The following is a 16,093-nucleotide window of genomic DNA, read 5'->3' on the forward strand; positions in this document are numbered from 1 at the left end:
TCCAAGAGTCGGCTCAAAAAGCCTCTCAGCCCTGCGGCACCCCTAGCGGTCTAGCCTTATTATATTATATAACTTTAATTCAAAAATAACACAGGCCTGACAAAAATGCAAAGCGCCTAGCCAGCAACAGCCGCTGTTCTGCTATAACACTGGCAGTGGTATAATCCTTAAGGTAATACTGGTTAGTGAAATCGGGAATATCTCCAATGACAATTATGGAAAGCCTGGAAGCCGGGGCTGGAAGATTAGGGCTTCAGCTTAGCGCGAAGCAACTCGAGCAGTTTCATACCTACTGGGAGGAGATGGTAGAGTGGAACCGGCGTGTGAACCTTACCAGTATAACCGGTTATCAGGAGGTGCAAACCAAACACTTCCTTGATTCTCTCACAGTGTACCTGGCCTGGCCGCCGTCAAGGGCTAACGCTACCACACGTATTATTGATGTCGGCACTGGCAGCGGGATACCGGGAATACCTCTTAAGATCGTGTTCCCCGGGGTATGCCTGGTGCTGCTTGAGGCTACCGGGAAAAAGGCGGCCTTTCTGCATCATATCAGTAATAGGCTGATGTTGGCCGATGTTGAAGTAGTTACCGGCCGGGCGGAAGATACTGCCCAACAAAGACGATACCGGGATAGTTTCGACATTGTGGTCTCCCGCGCTGTAGCTCCTCTGGTCACCCTCGCTGAGCTAGCCCTGCCCTTCTGTAAAGTTGGCGGCAGATTTATCGCCCAGAAGAAAGGGGCCCTTGTCCCGGAGATAAGCCGGGCGGAACGAGCAATCAAACTGCTGGGGGGAAGGCTGCGAGAGGTTATCAATATTGAACTTGAGGAGTTTCCCGATGATCGGCAGCTGGTAGTAATTGATAAAGAGCTGGCGACGCCCGGAGCTTATCCCCGCCGCCCCGGTATTCCGTCAAAGCGACCGCTATCTTAATACCCGTGCTGTACTTTAAACCAGGGTTTGCTTATTACCAAAGATGTGTTATAATATTTCAGTTGCAGTCAAGTAACGACCTACGGTAATAGTAGGGAGGACGCTAAAGAGATAGCGACAGTTGAATAGCCTTCTGGTGGTTAGAGCGAGGTGGCACCACCCGTTCCCATCCCGAACACGGAAGTGAAACGCCTCAGCGCAGACGATACTTAAGGGGCAACTCTTTGTGGAAAATATGCCACTGCCAGAGGGCTTTATCTATTCGGTCAAAGCAATCCGGCCTTCGTTTTGACCTTTTAGCACCGGTGTTTTATAATCTACTCAGTAGTCCTATTTACTGCTATAGTATAGGCTGGTCTCGGGGTAGAAAAGATGGCCAACAGATTTGAAAAATTCTCGGAACGAGCCCGCAGAGTCCTTACCCTAGCGCAGGAAGAAGCCCAGAGCCTTAACCACAGCTATATTGGGACTGAGCATATTCTGCTCGGTCTGGTGCGTGAAGAAGAAGGGGTAGCCGCTAAGGTTCTGATCAATCTGGGCGTAGGCTTGAGTAAAGTACGTGCTTCGGTGGAGTTTGTTACCGGGCGTGGTGATAAGCCCGGCGCTACTGAGACCGGCCTGACGCCTAGAGCCAGACGGGTTATTGAGCTGGCCATCGACGAGGCACGCTACCTCGGCCATAATTACATCGGAACAGAACACCTTCTGTTAGGTCTGTTGCGTGAGGGAGAAGGGATAGCCTTCGGCGTGTTGGACAGCCTGGGAATTACTATCGACCGGGCGCGCACCGAGGTGGAGCGCATTCTCAGTCAGACCCCGCCTAAGTCCAAAACGACCCGCAGTGTCAGCCGGACTCCTGTCCTGGATCAGCTGGGCATCAACCTTACTGAGGCAGCCCGATCCGGTAAGCTCGACCCGGTTATCGGCCGGGCTAAAGAGATTGAGCGGGTAATTCAAATCCTCAGCCGCCGTACCAAGAATAATCCGGCCTTGATTGGCGAACCAGGAGTGGGTAAAACGGCAATTGTTGAGGGGCTGGCCCACCGTATTGTTGCCGGGGATGTCCCGGAAACACTGGAAGATAAACGTCTGGTTACGCTGGATATCGGAGCGGTGGTTGCCGGAACAAAATACCGCGGCGAGTTCGAAGAGCGCCTGAGGAAGATTATTGACGAAATAAGGACCGACGGCAACTGCGTGCTATTTATCGATGAATTCCATACTATGGTAGGCGCCGGGGCGGCTGAGGGGGCAGTGGATGCGGCTAACCTGCTGAAGCCGGCACTGGCCCGGGGCGAACTACAGTGTATCGGAGCGACCACTCTTGATGACTACCGGAAATATGTTGAACGTGATGCCGCTCTTGAACGCCGCTTCCAGCCGGTTTTAGTAGAGGAGCCCACCATTGATGAAGCCCTGGAGATCCTCAATGGCATTAAGGAGCGCTACGAAGAGCATCACCATCTGGCGATAAGTGATGAGGCGTTGAATTCAGCCGTGACGTTAGCCGCTCGATATATACCTGACCGTTTCCTGCCGGACAAGGCTATCGACCTTATCGATGAAGCAGCATCCAGGGTCAGGATCAGACACAGGACTATTCCGATGACCATTAAGGATGCCCGCCGCCTTGAGGACAGCGTACACCGGGACAAAGATGCCGCCTTAACTACTCAGCAATATGATTATGCTGCTGAACTACGCCAGCGTGAACTTCAACTTGAGGAGAAAATAAAAAAGCTGGAGGCGGAGTGGAAGGCTGAGCAGGAGCAGAACAAGCCGGTGGTGACCACAGAGGACATCGCTGAGGTAGTGAGTATGTGGATGGGTATCCCGGTAGTACAACTGGCTGAAGACGAGACTGCACGCCTGCTTGATATGGAAGAAGTGTTGCATCAGCGTATCATTGGTCAAGATGAGGCAATCAGTATGGTGGCTCGGGCGGTAAGGAGAGCAAGAGCCGGGCTCAAGGATCCCAGCCGACCGATAGGCAATTTCATCTTTCTGGGGCCGACCGGAGTCGGCAAGACGGAACTGGTCAGAGCCCTGGCTGAGTTCATGTTTGGTAGCGAGGAGACCCTCATCAGACTTGATATGTCGGAGTTTATGGAGAAGTTCGCCGTATCCCGTCTGGTCGGAGCGCCGCCGGGATATGTCGGCTATGAAGAAGGCGGCCAATTGACCGAGGCGGTCAGACGCAAGTCATATTGCTGCATCCTGCTCGATGAGATTGAGAAAGCCCACCCTGACGTGTTTAATATCCTGCTCCAGATATTTGATGACGGTCACCTGACCGATGCCAAAGGGCGGCGTGTCGACTTTCGCAACAGCATTATCGTGATGACCAGCAACATTGGTGCCGAGCTTATCAGGAAAGGCTCTACCATCGGTTTCGCCGTCAGCAGTGACGAGGCGAAGAACCGCCAGCAGGACTACGAGCGGATGAAAGACAAGTTGCTCGGGGAACTGAAGAAGACCTTCCGTCCCGAGTTTCTCAACCGGATTGATGGGGTAATCGTATTCCATCCCCTGAATAAAGAACACATTCGGAAGATAGTTGATTTAATGCTGGCGGTAGTAACCGAACGACTGGCTGAGAAATCAATCAAGCTCGAGGTAACTGACGCCGCCAAGGATTTCCTGGGCGAGAAGGGATATGACGAGGTCTTCGGGGCGCGACCACTGCGACGGGTTATTCAGGATATGGTAGAGGACAAACTCTCGGAAGGCCTGCTGAGCGGCAAATTCCAAGCCGGAGATACCGCTGTAGTCGACCTGGAAAACGGGGGGATTGTAGTGCATCCGGCAATCGTAGGTGCTACACCCGGAGAAGGAAAAACTTGACTCGTTGGACCGGGCTAGTCTAACAAGTTATAAAAGGGGCGGGGGAATTAGATAAGCAAGGCAGTTAAGGTTTAGCCTACCGGATAGTGTAAACCTGGCCTCGCTGGTATGAAGGGTGGAGCCTCATTAGGGAGAAAAAGTCCACCCTTTCCTTTTACCCAAAATCAGAACAAACAGGATGGCCGGTAAGATATGGCAGTAGATTGGGGGCAGGCTTTTCAGATTGGCGGTATTGGTTTCGGTACCGTGTTCCTGGTACTGGGTATTCTGGCCGCGACGATAGCACTGATAGCAACCGCGGTGCGAAGAATCGGCCGCGGCAAGAGAGAAGATAGCACTAAGGAAGGTGGCTAGAAGATGGCGCGAGAAACCGTCGAGGTCCCAATAACCGGTAAGATTACCTGTGTCAATGTCAAACCGGGGGATCAGGTCCAAGAAGGCGATGTAATCTGCATCCTGGAATCAATGAAGATGGAGAACCCGATACTGGCTCCGGTGAATGGCACTATCGACCAAGTAGGAGTTAGTGCCGACCAGGTGGTCAAGCCCGGTGATACAATCGCCGTTATCGAGTTCTAGTCTATCAAGAATAAACTGAGGAATTATGTTCGGCCTTTTTGAAACCGGCTTTGCCAGCTTTTACTGGGGTAACGGAGTAATGCTGGCTATTGGCGCCGTCTTTTTATATCTCGGCATCGCCAAGAAGATGGAGCCGCTGTTGCTGGTGCCTATCGGCTTCGGAGTGATCCTGGTGAACCTCCCTATCGGCGGCTTGATGGAATGTATCGTTCAGGGTAAAGTCGTCGAGGCATACACTATCGGCGGTGAGCCGGCCGGCCTGATTTCCCGTATATTCCACTACGGTCTGGTCTGGGAGTTGATACCATGCCTGATATTCCTCGGCCTGGGGGCGATGACCGATTTCAGTCCGGTAATTGCCAATCCCAAGACCTTACTCCTCGGCGCCGGAGCACAGTTCGGCGTCTACTTCGCCTTCTTTATGGCTCTACTGCTGGGTGCTGTCTTCCCCGATATTGGTATCGGCTTTGGTGAAGCCGCCTCTATCGGCATCATCGGCGGAGCTGACGGACCGACCACTATCTATCTCACCAACCGACTCGCCCCCCACTTCATCGGGGCTACCGCAGTAGCCGCCTATACCTACATGGCAATGGTACCCATCATTCAGCCGCCGATAATAAAAGCACTCACCACTAAAGCAGAGCGCGCGATATACATGAAACCACAATTACGCCCGGTTTCCCGGCTGGAAAAAATCCTCTTCCCGGTAACCGGTGCCATCATTATCATTCTCCTTGTCCCCAAATCGGCCCCTATGATCGGTATGTTTATGATGGGTAATCTGCTCAAGGAGTCCGGCGTTACCGACCGGCTGGCGGACACGGCGGCCAACGCCTTTATTAACATCCTTACCATTCTGCTCGGGATCTCGGTCGGCGCCTTTATGAGCGCCGGGTCATTTCTCAAGCCGGAGAGCCTGCTGGTATTCGGGCTGGGCATTACCGCCTTCGCCGTTTCCACCTTCTTCGGTGTAATGCTGGCCAAGTTCATGAACCTCTTTCTCAAAGAGAAGATTAACCCGATGATAGGTGCGGCCGGGGTCTCCGCGGTGCCCATGTCATCCCGGGTAGTGCAGAAGATGGGCCAGCAGGCTAACCCGCGGAACTTCCTCTTGATGCATGCCATGGGTCCTAACGTAGCCGGGGTCATCGGCACCGCTACCGCCGCCGGCATCTTCCTGGGCATGCTGGGCTAGATAATAAATAAGCAATCAGGGTAAACTGGAATCACGGAAAATTTTCTGCTAGAATAGTAAAGCTACACTTTAGCGAAAGTGGCCTTCACTTAATACAGCCATGGACGCTTCGTTCCGAGTGATTGGATAGTACCAAAAATATTAAGCGTAAATAACTTATGAAGAAAGCTGGCTGGCTTGTAGCTGTTGTCATAGTATTTTCTACCACTATATTTGGAGCTACCGGTTGTACCAGCAGCACACCTGTTGAAACGGAGGAACTAACCAGATTAGAAGAGACCCGTACCCTTATGGACACCTTCTTTACCATCACTGTCTATGCCTCCGATGAAGACAAAGCCCGAGAAGTAATAAACGCTGCCTTTAACAGAATGGAGGAAATAGAAAGGGAAGCCTCTATATTTGATGAGCAAACCGAGGCATTCAAGCTCAATCAGGATGGGCTTCTGGAAGCGCCATCCGTGGATTTTCGGCAGATGATCAACATGTCCCTGGACTACAGTCAGATTACGGACGGCTATTTCGATATCACCGTTCAGCCGCTGCTGGACCTGTGGCAGGCCGGTCTTTGGCAGGAGAGTGAGTCCGTCCAGCAGAGCAGAATAGATGAGACGCTGGAAGTGGTCGGGTGGAATAAGATAGGCATCGAAGATGAGAGGATATTCTTCACGGTGGACGGGATGGAGATTACCCTGGGCGGTATAGCTAAGGGCTATGCTGTAGATGAAGCATTAGACGTCGTTATTAATGAAGGCGTTGAACATGCTCTGATAAATGCCGGCGGCGATATGAGAATGCTGGGGACAAAGCCGCAAGGGGAACCGTGGCTGGTTGCTCTGGTCAATCCCGATGATACCAGCCAGAGCCTGGCCGAATTCAGTCTTTCTGATAAAGCGATAGCTACCTCGGGCAATTACGAGCGATATTTTAATCCGGAGAAAACGGCACACCATATCATTAACCCTAAGACGGGGTATTCGGCAGCGGAATGTATCAGCACTACCGTAGTAGCCCCGAGCGCGACTATGGCTGACGCCCTGGCTACCGGCATCTATGTCATGGGTCCTGAAGCCGGCATTGCGCTGATCGAATCACTGGACGATACCGAGTGTCTGATCGTTGATGCCGACCGTACGGTACACCTTTCTTCGGGGCTATCCCGGTACCTGGTGAGTGCTAGTTGAGGTGAACATATTGGCGATCAGGTTAAACAAGAAGAGTTCTCCTTACGGTGTCAAGGTTCCTGAACGCAAGTTCAGTGAGAAAAGTCCGATTGAGCCGGCGCCACTGCCGGAAAAGGTAGTCATACCCCTGCAGCAGAATATCGGAGCCCCCGCTCAGGCACTGGTTAAGAAGGGGGAAAAGGTCTTAACCGGTCAGAAGATAGCCGATTCGGACAAGTTTGTCAGTGCGCCGATTCATGCCACCGTATCCGGTGAAGTATCCGGTACCACCATGTTGGTCAATCCCCCCACCGGCCAGCTTATCGAGGCGCTGGTGATAACCTCCGACGGTGAAGACCGCTGGGTCGAACTAGATATTCCGCAAAACCCCGAGTCTCTCTCCGTAAAGGAGATCCTGGAGAAGGTGAGAGAGGCTGGTATTGTGGGGCTGGGAGGAGCTGCCTTCCCTACTCAGGTCAAGCTTTCGCCGCCCAAAGATAAGAAAATAGATACCGTCATCCTGAATGGCTGCGAGTGTGAGCCCTATGTTACCTCAGACCACAGAGTGATGCTGGAATTCGGAGAGAAGGTGTTATCCGGATTGAATATTATCAGAAAGGTGCTTTCTCCACAGATTACCTACATTGCTATTGAGGATAACAAGGAAGATGCCATCAAGCACATGGAAGAGCTGGTAGTCAGTCTGGGTATGGAGGACTTGAAAATAGTCCCCTTGAAATCGAAATACCCGATGGGGGCTGAGAAGACCCTCATCAATATGGTACTGGGTAGAGAGGTACCGATTGGCGGGTTGCCTCTGGATGTCGGAGTGGTTGTCCACAATGTAAGCACTGCCAAGGCAATTCATGACGCCGTCTTCGAAGGCAGACCGCTTATTGAGAGGGTGGTAACCGTCTCCGGCGCGGTGAAAAGCCCTAAAAATCTGCTGACCAGGTTCGGTACCCCCATCAGGACTCTTATTGAGTACTGCGGGGGAATGGCGGACAACGCCAATAAGGTCATCCTCGGCGGGCCGATGATGGGTATCGCCCAGTTCGACCTTGATTTCCCGGTCGTCAAGGGAACAAACAGTATACTGGTCAAGGAAGATGAACCGATCCGAGAACACGATTGTATCAGCTGTGGCATGTGCATCGAGGCCTGTCCTATGCGCCTGATGCCGACCATGCTGGCGAGATGTGCCAAGGATGGCAGATACGATGAATGTAAAGCGAACTACTACATAGATGACTGTTTTGAGTGTGGCTCCTGTACCTACACCTGTCCGGCAAACATCCCGATAGTGCAGTACATCAAGGTGGCCAAGAAAGAACTTGCGAAGAGGGTACCCAGTAAATGAGTGAAGTAAGGCAGCTCCTGGTCTCGCCGGGACCGCACCTCTGGAAGAAACTCTCGGTGAGCAAGATCATGTACCTTGTGGTGATCGCTCTCCTCTTTCCTACCGGTGCGGCAATACGTTTCTTTGGCTATCATGCCCTGTCGGTAATCGGCGTCAGCGTGGGTGTAGCCGTGCTTACTGAGTATCTGTGCAAGAAGCTGAAGGGCCAGGTCTTCGTAATGGACGGCAGTGCCGTGGTTACCGGCCTGCTCCTGGCCCTGATACTGCCACCGCTGATACCGCTATGGATGGTAGCGCTGGGCGCTGTCTTTTCTATCGCCATTGCCAAGGAAGCCTTCGGCGGCCTGGGGCATAATATATTCAATCCTGCTCTGGCGGGAAGGGCCTTCATGTCGATGAGCTTTACTCTGGAGATGACAAGCTGGGTCGCGCCGACCGGATTCGCCGCCGATGCCGTAACCACGGCTACTCCGCTGGGCGAGAGCTTCGTCTGGACGGCAGATAGGCTCTCTCTATATCAGGCGATGTTTCTGGGTAATACCGCCGGTTCGTTGGGAGAAACCTCGGCCCTATTCATACTGATCGGAGGCATCTTCCTTATCGGGTTCAGGCTGATAAACTGGCGGATTCCCGCAGTGTATATCGGAATGGTAGCACTACTCTCCTTTGCCATGGGCCAGGACCCCCTGTTCCACATCCTGGCCGGGGGATTGATGATTGGCGCCTTCTTTATGGCTACCGATTACGTTACCTCTCCGCTTACCAACCGGGGCAAGATAGTCTTCGCCCTTGCTCTCGGGGTATTAACCATGCTGATAAGACGGTTCGGCGGTATGCCGGAGGGAGTCTGCTATTCCATCCTGTTTATGAACGCCATAACACCCCTCATTGACCGCTATATTAAGATAAGACCATACGGTCTGATAAAGAAGGTGGAAGGTGCCGGCTAAGGACTTTCTGAAAAAAGCTTTCCCCGTAATTATTCTGACCGCAGTAGTGGCCATTTCGGTGACCGCGCTCACCTATACCGACCGCATGACCCGGGGTGAGATTGAGGCCCAGAAGGAAGCCCAGACGGAGAGCATGCTTTCTGAAATGTTCCCCGAGATGAGTCGATATGAGCTTAGCGATGATATCTACGCCATCTACCGGGATGAGGATGAGATCGGATATGCCTTTATTGCCATCGGAAAGGGGTATGGGGGCGATATTGATATTCTAGTCGGGCTTGAGAATGACACGACCCTGAAGGGTATTACCATCATTTCGCATAATGAAACCCCCGGCCTAGGCACCAGAATAACCGAGCCTTCTTTCACCGATATGTTCGTCGGAGTGAATATTAACGATGTGGCCCTGAGGAAAGACGGGGGGCAAATAGACGCCATAACCAGTTCTACGATAAGTTCCGTAGCCGTCATTGATGCCGTCAGGGCTACCGCTGTGGAGAAGGTCAAGTTAATCAAGGCTAGTGAGGAAGGGGGATAAAGATGGGTAAATTCGGCAAGGAGTTTGCCAAAGGGTTAATCATCTCTAATCCGGTCTTTGTACTTGCTCTTGGTTTATGCCCGACGTTAGCCATCAGCACCTCGATCGATAACGCATTGGGGATGACCCTGGCGGTTCTCATCGTACTGATAGGATCGAACGTAATAATATCTCTGATACGGAGGTTTGTCCCGAATATCACCAGGATTCCCATCTTTATCGTCATTATTGCCACGCTGGTTACCGTGGTTAACCTGATATTTCATGCCAGATTCCCCGACCTCTACGAGTCCTTAGGGATATTTCTTCCCCTGATTGTGGTGAACTGCATCATACTGGGCAGAGCCGAAGCCTTTGCCTCCAAGAACCCGATACTGCACTCGATCGCCGATGCGTTAGGTATTACCGTCGGTTTTATGTTAGCCCTGCTCATCATATCGTTCCTGAGGCAGATACTGGGCACCGGCAACCTGGCAGTATTCGGCACCCACCTCTTCGACCTGCCTGTCCTCAAGGAGCACCCGATAGTAATATTCATCCTGCCCCCGGGTGCATTCCTGCTAATAGGACTGATAATGGCGCTGTTCAAAAGGACGGGGGTGATTAAAGAATGAGCGAGTTAGCCGCCATTTTCATCGGCATGGTCCTTATCAACAACTTCATCCTGGTGAGGTTTCTCGGACTCTGCCCCTTCTTCGGTGTTTCCAAGAAAATAAGCAGTGCCATCAGTATGGGAGTAGCCGTCACCTTCGTGATGGCTGTTTCCTCCGTCGCCACCTGGCTTATTCGTCACTATATCCTGGTTCCTTACGACATTGAGTATATGGATATCGTCATCTATATCCTGGTGATAGCCACGCTGGTGCAGATTATTGAGCTATTCATCAAGAAGACCAATGCTAATCTCTATTTCGCCTTCGGGATATACCTGCCCCTGATTACGACGAACTGTGCCGTGCTCGGCATTACCCTGATCAATGCGACACAGGGTTATTCATTCACCGGCAGCGTCGTGGCTGCACTTGGCGGCGGGCTCGGTTTTACCCTTGTTCTGGCAATGATGTCAGGCATCAGGGAAAAGCTGGAACTGGCCAATATCCCCAAGTCGATGAGAGGGCTGCCAATAGCATTTATTACCGCTACGCTGCTCGGCCTCGCCTTCCAAGGATTCGGGGGAATGCTATAAACGGGCGACGCAATATTAATATTAATTAACATCATAATAAGTAGAGGACAAAGGGGTTATGATTATAGGTATCCTTACCGCTATCGGACTGGTCTGCGGGCTGGTAATATTCTTCGTCTACCTTAAGGTACCCCAGAAGGTAAAAGGGCTTGAGGAAACGGAAAAGATAAACTCCATCCTGCCCGGGATAAATTGCGGCGCCTGCGGATATGCCGGCTGTTTCGGCTATGCCCAGGCGATTGCCAAGGATGCCAACCTGGTACTGAAGACACCATGTTCCTCGGTGCTGCAGGACGCCGAAAGACTGAAACAGCTGGAGAAAATACTCGGTATAACCCTGGATGCGTCCGAGATGAGCAAGAAAGCCGTCGTCCGCTGCACCGGTAACTCCGAGGTTGTCTACGGTTACTCCGGAGCCCAAACCTGTAAGGGAGCGGCCCAGCTTCTCAGCGGATATAAGAAGTGTCCCTATGCCTGTCTGGGGCTCAATGACTGTGGGGAGGTATGCCCCCAAAACGCGATATCCATCGACCCGGAGAAGAACGTCGCCATTGTTGATACCGAGAAATGCACCGGTTGCGGACTCTGTGTTACCGAGTGCCCACAGAAAATCATTGATCTGGTCCCCGCCGGGACCAAGATAGCCTTTCTCTGTAGCTACAAACCGCTAAAGAGCATCCCGGGCCGCGACAGATGTGATTTCGGCTGTATTCACTGCCGCAAGTGCTTCAAGGCTTGTGAATATGAGGCGATAGATTGGAATAAGGATACCGCTCTACCCGAGTTCAATCAGGAGAAATGCACCCTCTGTCTTAAGTGTGTCGAGGAATGTCCGCAGCATACGCTGGCTGATTTTACCAGGGCCGGGAAAGAGGCCGAACCAGCTGCGGTATAACGAAAAGGGCTGCTCCAATTGTAAGCCTGCTTGATAATTTGTTCCGTATAATCTAGAATGTAGTCTCGGGTTAGATATAGAGGATCAGGGTAAAAGATACCTTAATAATTTATTCGGTAAATGCGGGTTATCGCTGGTAAAGCAAAGGGACATCGACTGAAAGCGCCGAAGGATGCTAGTATTACTCGCCCGGCGACGGATCTGGTGCGGGGAGCGATTTTTGCTATCCTGGAGACGATCGCCAATGACTGGAGAAGAGTGCTTGATTTGTTCTCCGGCAGCGGTGCCATGGGTATCGAGGCTTTAAGTCGCGGCGCCGAGTGGGTTGATTTTGTTGAGCGTGAACCGCGCTGTTGTGATATAATTAGACAGAATCTAGAAAAGACGAGGTTTACCGAACAGGCACATATCTACTGCCGCGATGTCGGCAAAGCAGCTCTCTTCCTGGATAAGGAGTATAGTATTATATTGATAGACCCCCCCTATTCTAATCCTTCCATAGGCAAGCTGGTAGCCCGACTGGCCGATTCCAAACTGGTCGGGGCAGAATCAATTGTAGTGGTAACACACTCCACTCGCACTCACCTGGATACGAACTACGGCACACTGAACCTTATTAAAGAGCGCCGCCATGGGGATAGCTGTATTTCCATTTATGAGAAGGAGGGCAGGTCTTGATTACCGCCATCTACCCGGGCAGTTTCGACCCGGTAACCAACGGACACCTTGATATCATCACCAGGGCATCTAAACTCTTCGAGAAGCTGGTTATCGGCATTTACGATAGACCGTCCAAAAACCTCCTTTTCACTACCGACGAGAGATTGGAACTGGTGCAGAAATCAATTACTACTCTGCCGCGTGTTGGCGTACGGGTCTTCAGTGGAATGACAGTCAGCTTTGCCAAGGAGATGAAAGCTCAGACCATAGTACGCGGACTGAGAATGAGTGCCGACTTCGAAAGGGAGTTCGACCTGGCTATGATGCAAAAAACACTATACCCCGAGATAGAAATAGTTTGTCTGATGTCAGACCTGAAGTATCAGTTCTTGAGCTCCAGCCTGCTCAAGGAAGCCGCCCGGCTGGGTGGTGATATCAGTGAACTTGTCCCCAGACACGTGGTAACAGCTCTTAAAGAGAAGTTCAGCAGCGGAGTATAGTTATTACGGAAAATTAGAGAACATTACAAAACAATTCCTAAAGGAAGAAAGGGAGGAAAGACAGGAGGTATCTATGTCATACAAAATTACGGATGAGTGTATTAGCTGCGGAGCATGCGAGCCGGAATGCCCCAACGAGGCAATTACTGAGGGTGAAACAATCTATGTGATTGACCCCGCGAAGTGCACCGAGTGTGTCGGTAGCCACGAAGAATCCAAGTGCGTTGAGGTATGTCCGGTTGACGCCTGTGTACTCGACCCTGATCATTCCGAGACTAAAGAGAAACTCCTCGAGAAGTGGCGCGGTCTGCACCCGGGTAAAGAGCCTGCCGAAGGAACCTTTTAAGCGAAAATATAGCGATGAAAATACTCCCTCGGCTGGTCTCATTTGGTCCGGCGGGGGTCGATCGCTACTACCTCGGTACGGTGACTTTTGCTGTCTGCGGAATCGGTTAATCGAAGAAAGACCGTACCGAGTCAAAATCTTGGGGCAGTAGAGCCAGCACCCTGGGGAAGGTGCCCAGTAGTATCGGGGCAATGCTCGACTGGGCAACGGCCCCCGGGGTGCCGATATACTTGACCCAAACCGCCAGAATAGCACCGCAGAACATAGCCCCCAGGATAAAGCCGAGGACAGCACCGACCAGTCGGTTTGCCCAGCCCATCATCATTGCCGAGGCAGCTGTCTCCAGCAGGCGTGCCAGTAGTGCTGCAACGACCATTATACCGATAAATATGATGGCAAAGGCGGCTACCTTTGCCCAGGTAGGTGAGGAGATAAACGTCAGGTACTGAGAAAATGAGGTATAGTAGCGTCCCGCCACCACTATGCCGACTATCAGCCCGGCCAGGGTCAGTGCCATCTTGATAATCCCTTTTCGCAGGCCGATAAAGGCGCTAATTCCGATCACGACAATAAGAACGATATCAAGCCAGTTCATAGCAGCCAAGTTTGGTTTTTCCTTATTTTAATCACCCGTAGTGAAGTGCGTCAATGGGATTCAGCCTGGCTGCTCTCATTGCCGGATATATCCCGGAGACAATACCGATGATAATAGCCACCGATATGGCCAGGGCGACGATATCCGGTGATACCACAGCGGGAATGTTGGTACCGGAGATAGTTATACTAGAAGCAATACGTGACATGAACCAGCCGCAAACGATACCAATGCTGCTACCGACCAGACTTATCACTGCCGACTCTAGAAGAAACTGGACCAGGATATCCCGCCGTTTGGCTCCCAGAGCCTTACGGATGCCTATTTCCCGGGTCCGCTCGGTTACCGAGACCAGCATAATGTTCATAATGCCGATGCCGCCGACGAGCAGGGATATCCCGGCAATAGCCCCCAGGAATATGGTGAAGACCCCGGTTACCTGAGTGAGCATTGATGATACCTGCTCCTGGCTGACGACGATAAAGTCATCCTTCTCATCGGAATCAATGCGGTGGCGCTTTCTTAAGACGGTTTCAATATCTTCAATTGCCCCGTTGATAGCGTCAGAGCTGGTGAGTTGGACCGAGATTGACTCGACGGCATCCCCGCCGCTGGTGATTTGCTGGGCGAAGAGCTTGGTCTGGAAGGTTGTTATCGGAGTTATGGCGATATCGTCCATATTGATCCCCATAACTGCCCCACCCTTGGACTCAAGCACACCGACCACAGTGAAACGCTTCCCCTTGATTTTAATCCTCTCGCCGAGCGGGTCGGCCGAGCCAAAGAGCTCTTTCGCTGCGTTATCACCGAGCACGACCACCGTATCCCGCTTGGCTACATTGCGATCGGTAAAAAACTGGCCATGGGCCAGCGTATAATTGCTGGTCTGTTGAACAGCGGGAGTACTGCCCTCAATCATTGCGGCAAAGCTCTTGTTGCCGGCTACCAGCTCGGCATAGTTTGTGTTGCTCGGTGCGATAGCTACCACCGAGGGAATATCGGCCAGAGCCTCGGCATCATCCATGGTAAGGCTCTGTGTGGCGAATTCAGGAGACAGTCCGGCAAAGCCCGGGGCATCGGGGTTATGCGGCTGCACCCAAACGACATTGGAGCCCAGGTCCTCGAAGGTAGAAGTAATCATCGTCTCGGCACCCCTGCCGATTGACATCAGCCCGATAACCGCAGCAACCCCGATTACCATGCCGAGCATGGTCAACCCGGAGCGCAGCTTATTGGCGGTCAGTGATTTCAGGGCAGCGGCCAGTGAGTCCCTGAATTTCATAAGCTGACTATCTCCCCGTCACAAATCCGAACGATACGCTGCGCCTGCGCAGCGATATCCGACTCGTGGGTAATCAGGATTATCGTCTTGCCTTCTTGATGCAGGTCATGGAAAATATCCATGATATCAGCACTCGATTTGCTGTCGAGATTGCCGGTAGGTTCATCGGCCAGAATAATCGGCGGGTTATTAATCAGCGCCCGGGCAATAGCGACCCGCTGCTGCTCGCCACCCGACATCTCGGTAGGTTTATGGTCAACCCTCTTACTTAAGCCTACCCGCTGTAGAGACTCGATAGCACGCTGCCGCCGGTCATGAGCACCGCCGCTGTAGATAAGAGGGAGCTCCACATTGGAGAGAGCGGTAGCGCGCGGCAGCAGGTTGAAGTCCTGGAAGACAAAGCCTATCTTCTTATTTCTCACCTCGGCCAGCTGATTATCATTAAGCTGGCTGACATTCACCCCCTCAAAGAAGTAGCTGCCCGAGGTGGGCTTATCGAGGCAACCGATTAAATTCAGCATGGTGGACTTACCGGAGCCCGAGGCGCCGATGATGGCCACCATTTCCCCCATATTTATGGAGAGGCTGACTCCCCTCAGGGCGTTAACCTCCACCTTACCCATACGGTAGACCTTGGTCACCTTATTAAGCTCGATCATACTGCGGGACATATCCTCATCCAATCGGTCCGGTCTTAGCCGAAGAAACCGAACCCATCCGACTCCGAGCTGGTCTTGACCGAGACAACCACTATCTCTCCTTCGGCAAGCCCTTCCTTAATCTCGGTCTGAAAGCCGTCGCTGATGCCGATAACTACCGGCCGCTCCTCAATCTGCTCGTTAACCAACACGTAGACCACCGGGCCGCCTTCGCTGTAGCTGATTGCCCGGTCGGGTACCAGCAGGACATCACTTCGTTCCGTGCTAATGGTATCGGCGGTGGCACTCATACCGACCTTGAGTTTTGTTCCCTCGGGAACATCAAAGCTGATCCGGGCGTTGTAAAGCACCACACCGGCCTCTACGATCGGTACGGAAGCGATGGAGGTAACCGTACCCTCAA

General features: G+C 52.3%; 19 protein-coding genes and 1 rRNA gene. 16 read left to right on the top strand and 4 right to left on the bottom strand.

All coding sequences use genetic code 11. From position 1 onward, the window contains the following. Positions 1 to 206 precede the first annotated feature (206 nt). From rsmG to PHI12_10800, 16 genes are all read left to right on the top strand, one after another. The gene (gene rsmG / locus PHI12_10725; GenBank protein MDD5511270.1) at positions 207 to 935 is read left to right on the top strand and encodes a 16S rRNA (guanine(527)-N(7))-methyltransferase RsmG; all 729 of its coding nucleotides are present in this window, start codon (positions 207 to 209) and stop codon (positions 933 to 935) included. 132 nt (positions 936 to 1,067) lie between these two features. Further along, a 5S ribosomal RNA gene (gene rrf / locus PHI12_10730) occupies positions 1,068 to 1,185 on the top strand. Between the two features lie 122 nt (positions 1,186 to 1,307). Beyond that, positions 1,308 to 3,779: an ATP-dependent Clp protease ATP-binding subunit gene (locus PHI12_10735; protein ID MDD5511271.1), complete on the top strand. Its 2,472-nt coding sequence runs from the start codon at positions 1,308 to 1,310 to the stop codon at positions 3,777 to 3,779. Between the two features lie 192 nt (positions 3,780 to 3,971). Beyond that, positions 3,972 to 4,133 (top strand): hypothetical protein, encoded by a 162-nt coding sequence (locus PHI12_10740; GenBank protein ID MDD5511272.1) that lies wholly within the window; start codon positions 3,972 to 3,974, stop codon positions 4,131 to 4,133. A gap of 3 nt (positions 4,134 to 4,136) precedes the next feature. Next, positions 4,137 to 4,358: a biotin/lipoyl-binding protein gene (locus PHI12_10745; GenBank protein ID MDD5511273.1), complete on the top strand. Its 222-nt coding sequence runs from the start codon at positions 4,137 to 4,139 to the stop codon at positions 4,356 to 4,358. Between the two features lie 25 nt (positions 4,359 to 4,383). Further along, entirely contained in the window at positions 4,384 to 5,556 is a 1,173-nt protein-coding gene (locus tag PHI12_10750) for a sodium ion-translocating decarboxylase subunit beta (protein ID MDD5511274.1), read from the top strand. Positions 5,557 to 5,714: 158 nt separating this feature from the next. Then, the gene (locus tag PHI12_10755; GenBank protein ID MDD5511275.1) at positions 5,715 to 6,740 is read left to right on the top strand and encodes an FAD:protein FMN transferase; all 1,026 of its coding nucleotides are present in this window, start codon (positions 5,715 to 5,717) and stop codon (positions 6,738 to 6,740) included. Between the two features lie 10 nt (positions 6,741 to 6,750). After that, positions 6,751 to 8,079, top strand: a complete 1,329-nt coding sequence (rsxC, locus tag PHI12_10760) for an electron transport complex subunit RsxC (GenBank protein ID MDD5511276.1) — start codon at positions 6,751 to 6,753, stop codon at positions 8,077 to 8,079. Continuing rightward, complete coding sequence (locus PHI12_10765; protein ID MDD5511277.1) at positions 8,076 to 9,029, top strand: RnfABCDGE type electron transport complex subunit D; 954 nt, start codon at positions 8,076 to 8,078, stop codon at positions 9,027 to 9,029. Before rsxC ends, PHI12_10765 begins: the two co-directional genes overlap by 4 nt. Then, on the top strand, positions 9,019 to 9,567 hold the full coding sequence (locus PHI12_10770) for an FMN-binding protein (GenBank protein MDD5511278.1): 549 nt from the start codon (positions 9,019 to 9,021) through the stop codon (positions 9,565 to 9,567). Before PHI12_10765 ends, PHI12_10770 begins: the two co-directional genes overlap by 11 nt. A 2-nt stretch (positions 9,568 to 9,569) precedes the next feature. Then, positions 9,570 to 10,181: an electron transport complex subunit E gene (locus tag PHI12_10775; GenBank protein ID MDD5511279.1), complete on the top strand. Its 612-nt coding sequence runs from the start codon at positions 9,570 to 9,572 to the stop codon at positions 10,179 to 10,181. Next, the gene (locus PHI12_10780; protein ID MDD5511280.1) at positions 10,178 to 10,753 is read left to right on the top strand and encodes an RnfABCDGE type electron transport complex subunit A; all 576 of its coding nucleotides are present in this window, start codon (positions 10,178 to 10,180) and stop codon (positions 10,751 to 10,753) included. Before PHI12_10775 ends, PHI12_10780 begins: the two co-directional genes overlap by 4 nt. A 58-nt stretch (positions 10,754 to 10,811) precedes the next feature. Then, a complete protein-coding gene (locus PHI12_10785; GenBank protein MDD5511281.1) occupies positions 10,812 to 11,648 on the top strand; it encodes a 4Fe-4S binding protein in 837 nt (278 codons plus the stop codon). Between the two features lie 120 nt (positions 11,649 to 11,768). After that, complete coding sequence (gene rsmD, locus PHI12_10790) at positions 11,769 to 12,326, top strand: 16S rRNA (guanine(966)-N(2))-methyltransferase RsmD (protein MDD5511282.1); 558 nt, start codon at positions 11,769 to 11,771, stop codon at positions 12,324 to 12,326. Then, positions 12,323 to 12,808, top strand: coding sequence for a pantetheine-phosphate adenylyltransferase (coaD, locus tag PHI12_10795; protein MDD5511283.1), 486 nt, complete (start codon positions 12,323 to 12,325; stop codon positions 12,806 to 12,808). The genes rsmD and coaD overlap by 4 nt, the downstream gene beginning before the upstream one ends. Positions 12,809 to 12,830: 22 nt before the next feature. Beyond that, complete coding sequence (locus PHI12_10800) at positions 12,831 to 13,154, top strand: YfhL family 4Fe-4S dicluster ferredoxin (protein ID MDD5511284.1); 324 nt, start codon at positions 12,831 to 12,833, stop codon at positions 13,152 to 13,154. A gap of 106 nt (positions 13,155 to 13,260) precedes the next feature. On the opposite strand, the gene PHI12_10805 is transcribed toward PHI12_10800, so the two are convergent. From PHI12_10805 to PHI12_10820, 4 genes are all read right to left on the bottom strand, one after another. After that, positions 13,261 to 13,749 (bottom strand): CvpA family protein, encoded by a 489-nt coding sequence (locus PHI12_10805; protein MDD5511285.1) that lies wholly within the window; start codon positions 13,747 to 13,749, stop codon positions 13,261 to 13,263. 31 nt (positions 13,750 to 13,780) lie between these two features. Continuing rightward, a complete protein-coding gene (locus tag PHI12_10810; GenBank protein ID MDD5511286.1) occupies positions 13,781 to 15,031 on the bottom strand; it encodes an ABC transporter permease in 1,251 nt (416 codons plus the stop codon). Further along, the gene (locus tag PHI12_10815; protein ID MDD5511287.1) at positions 15,028 to 15,702 is read right to left on the bottom strand and encodes an ABC transporter ATP-binding protein; all 675 of its coding nucleotides are present in this window, start codon (positions 15,700 to 15,702) and stop codon (positions 15,028 to 15,030) included. Before PHI12_10815 ends, PHI12_10810 begins: the two co-directional genes overlap by 4 nt. 23 nt (positions 15,703 to 15,725) lie before the next feature. Then, positions 15,726 to 16,093 (bottom strand): efflux RND transporter periplasmic adaptor subunit (locus tag PHI12_10820; protein ID MDD5511288.1); only part of this gene is annotated, 368 nt, incomplete at its 5' end.

The sequence above is a fragment of the Dehalococcoidales bacterium genome (assembly GCA_028716225.1).
Taxonomy (GTDB): Bacteria; Chloroflexota; Dehalococcoidia; order Dehalococcoidales; family UBA5760; genus UBA5760.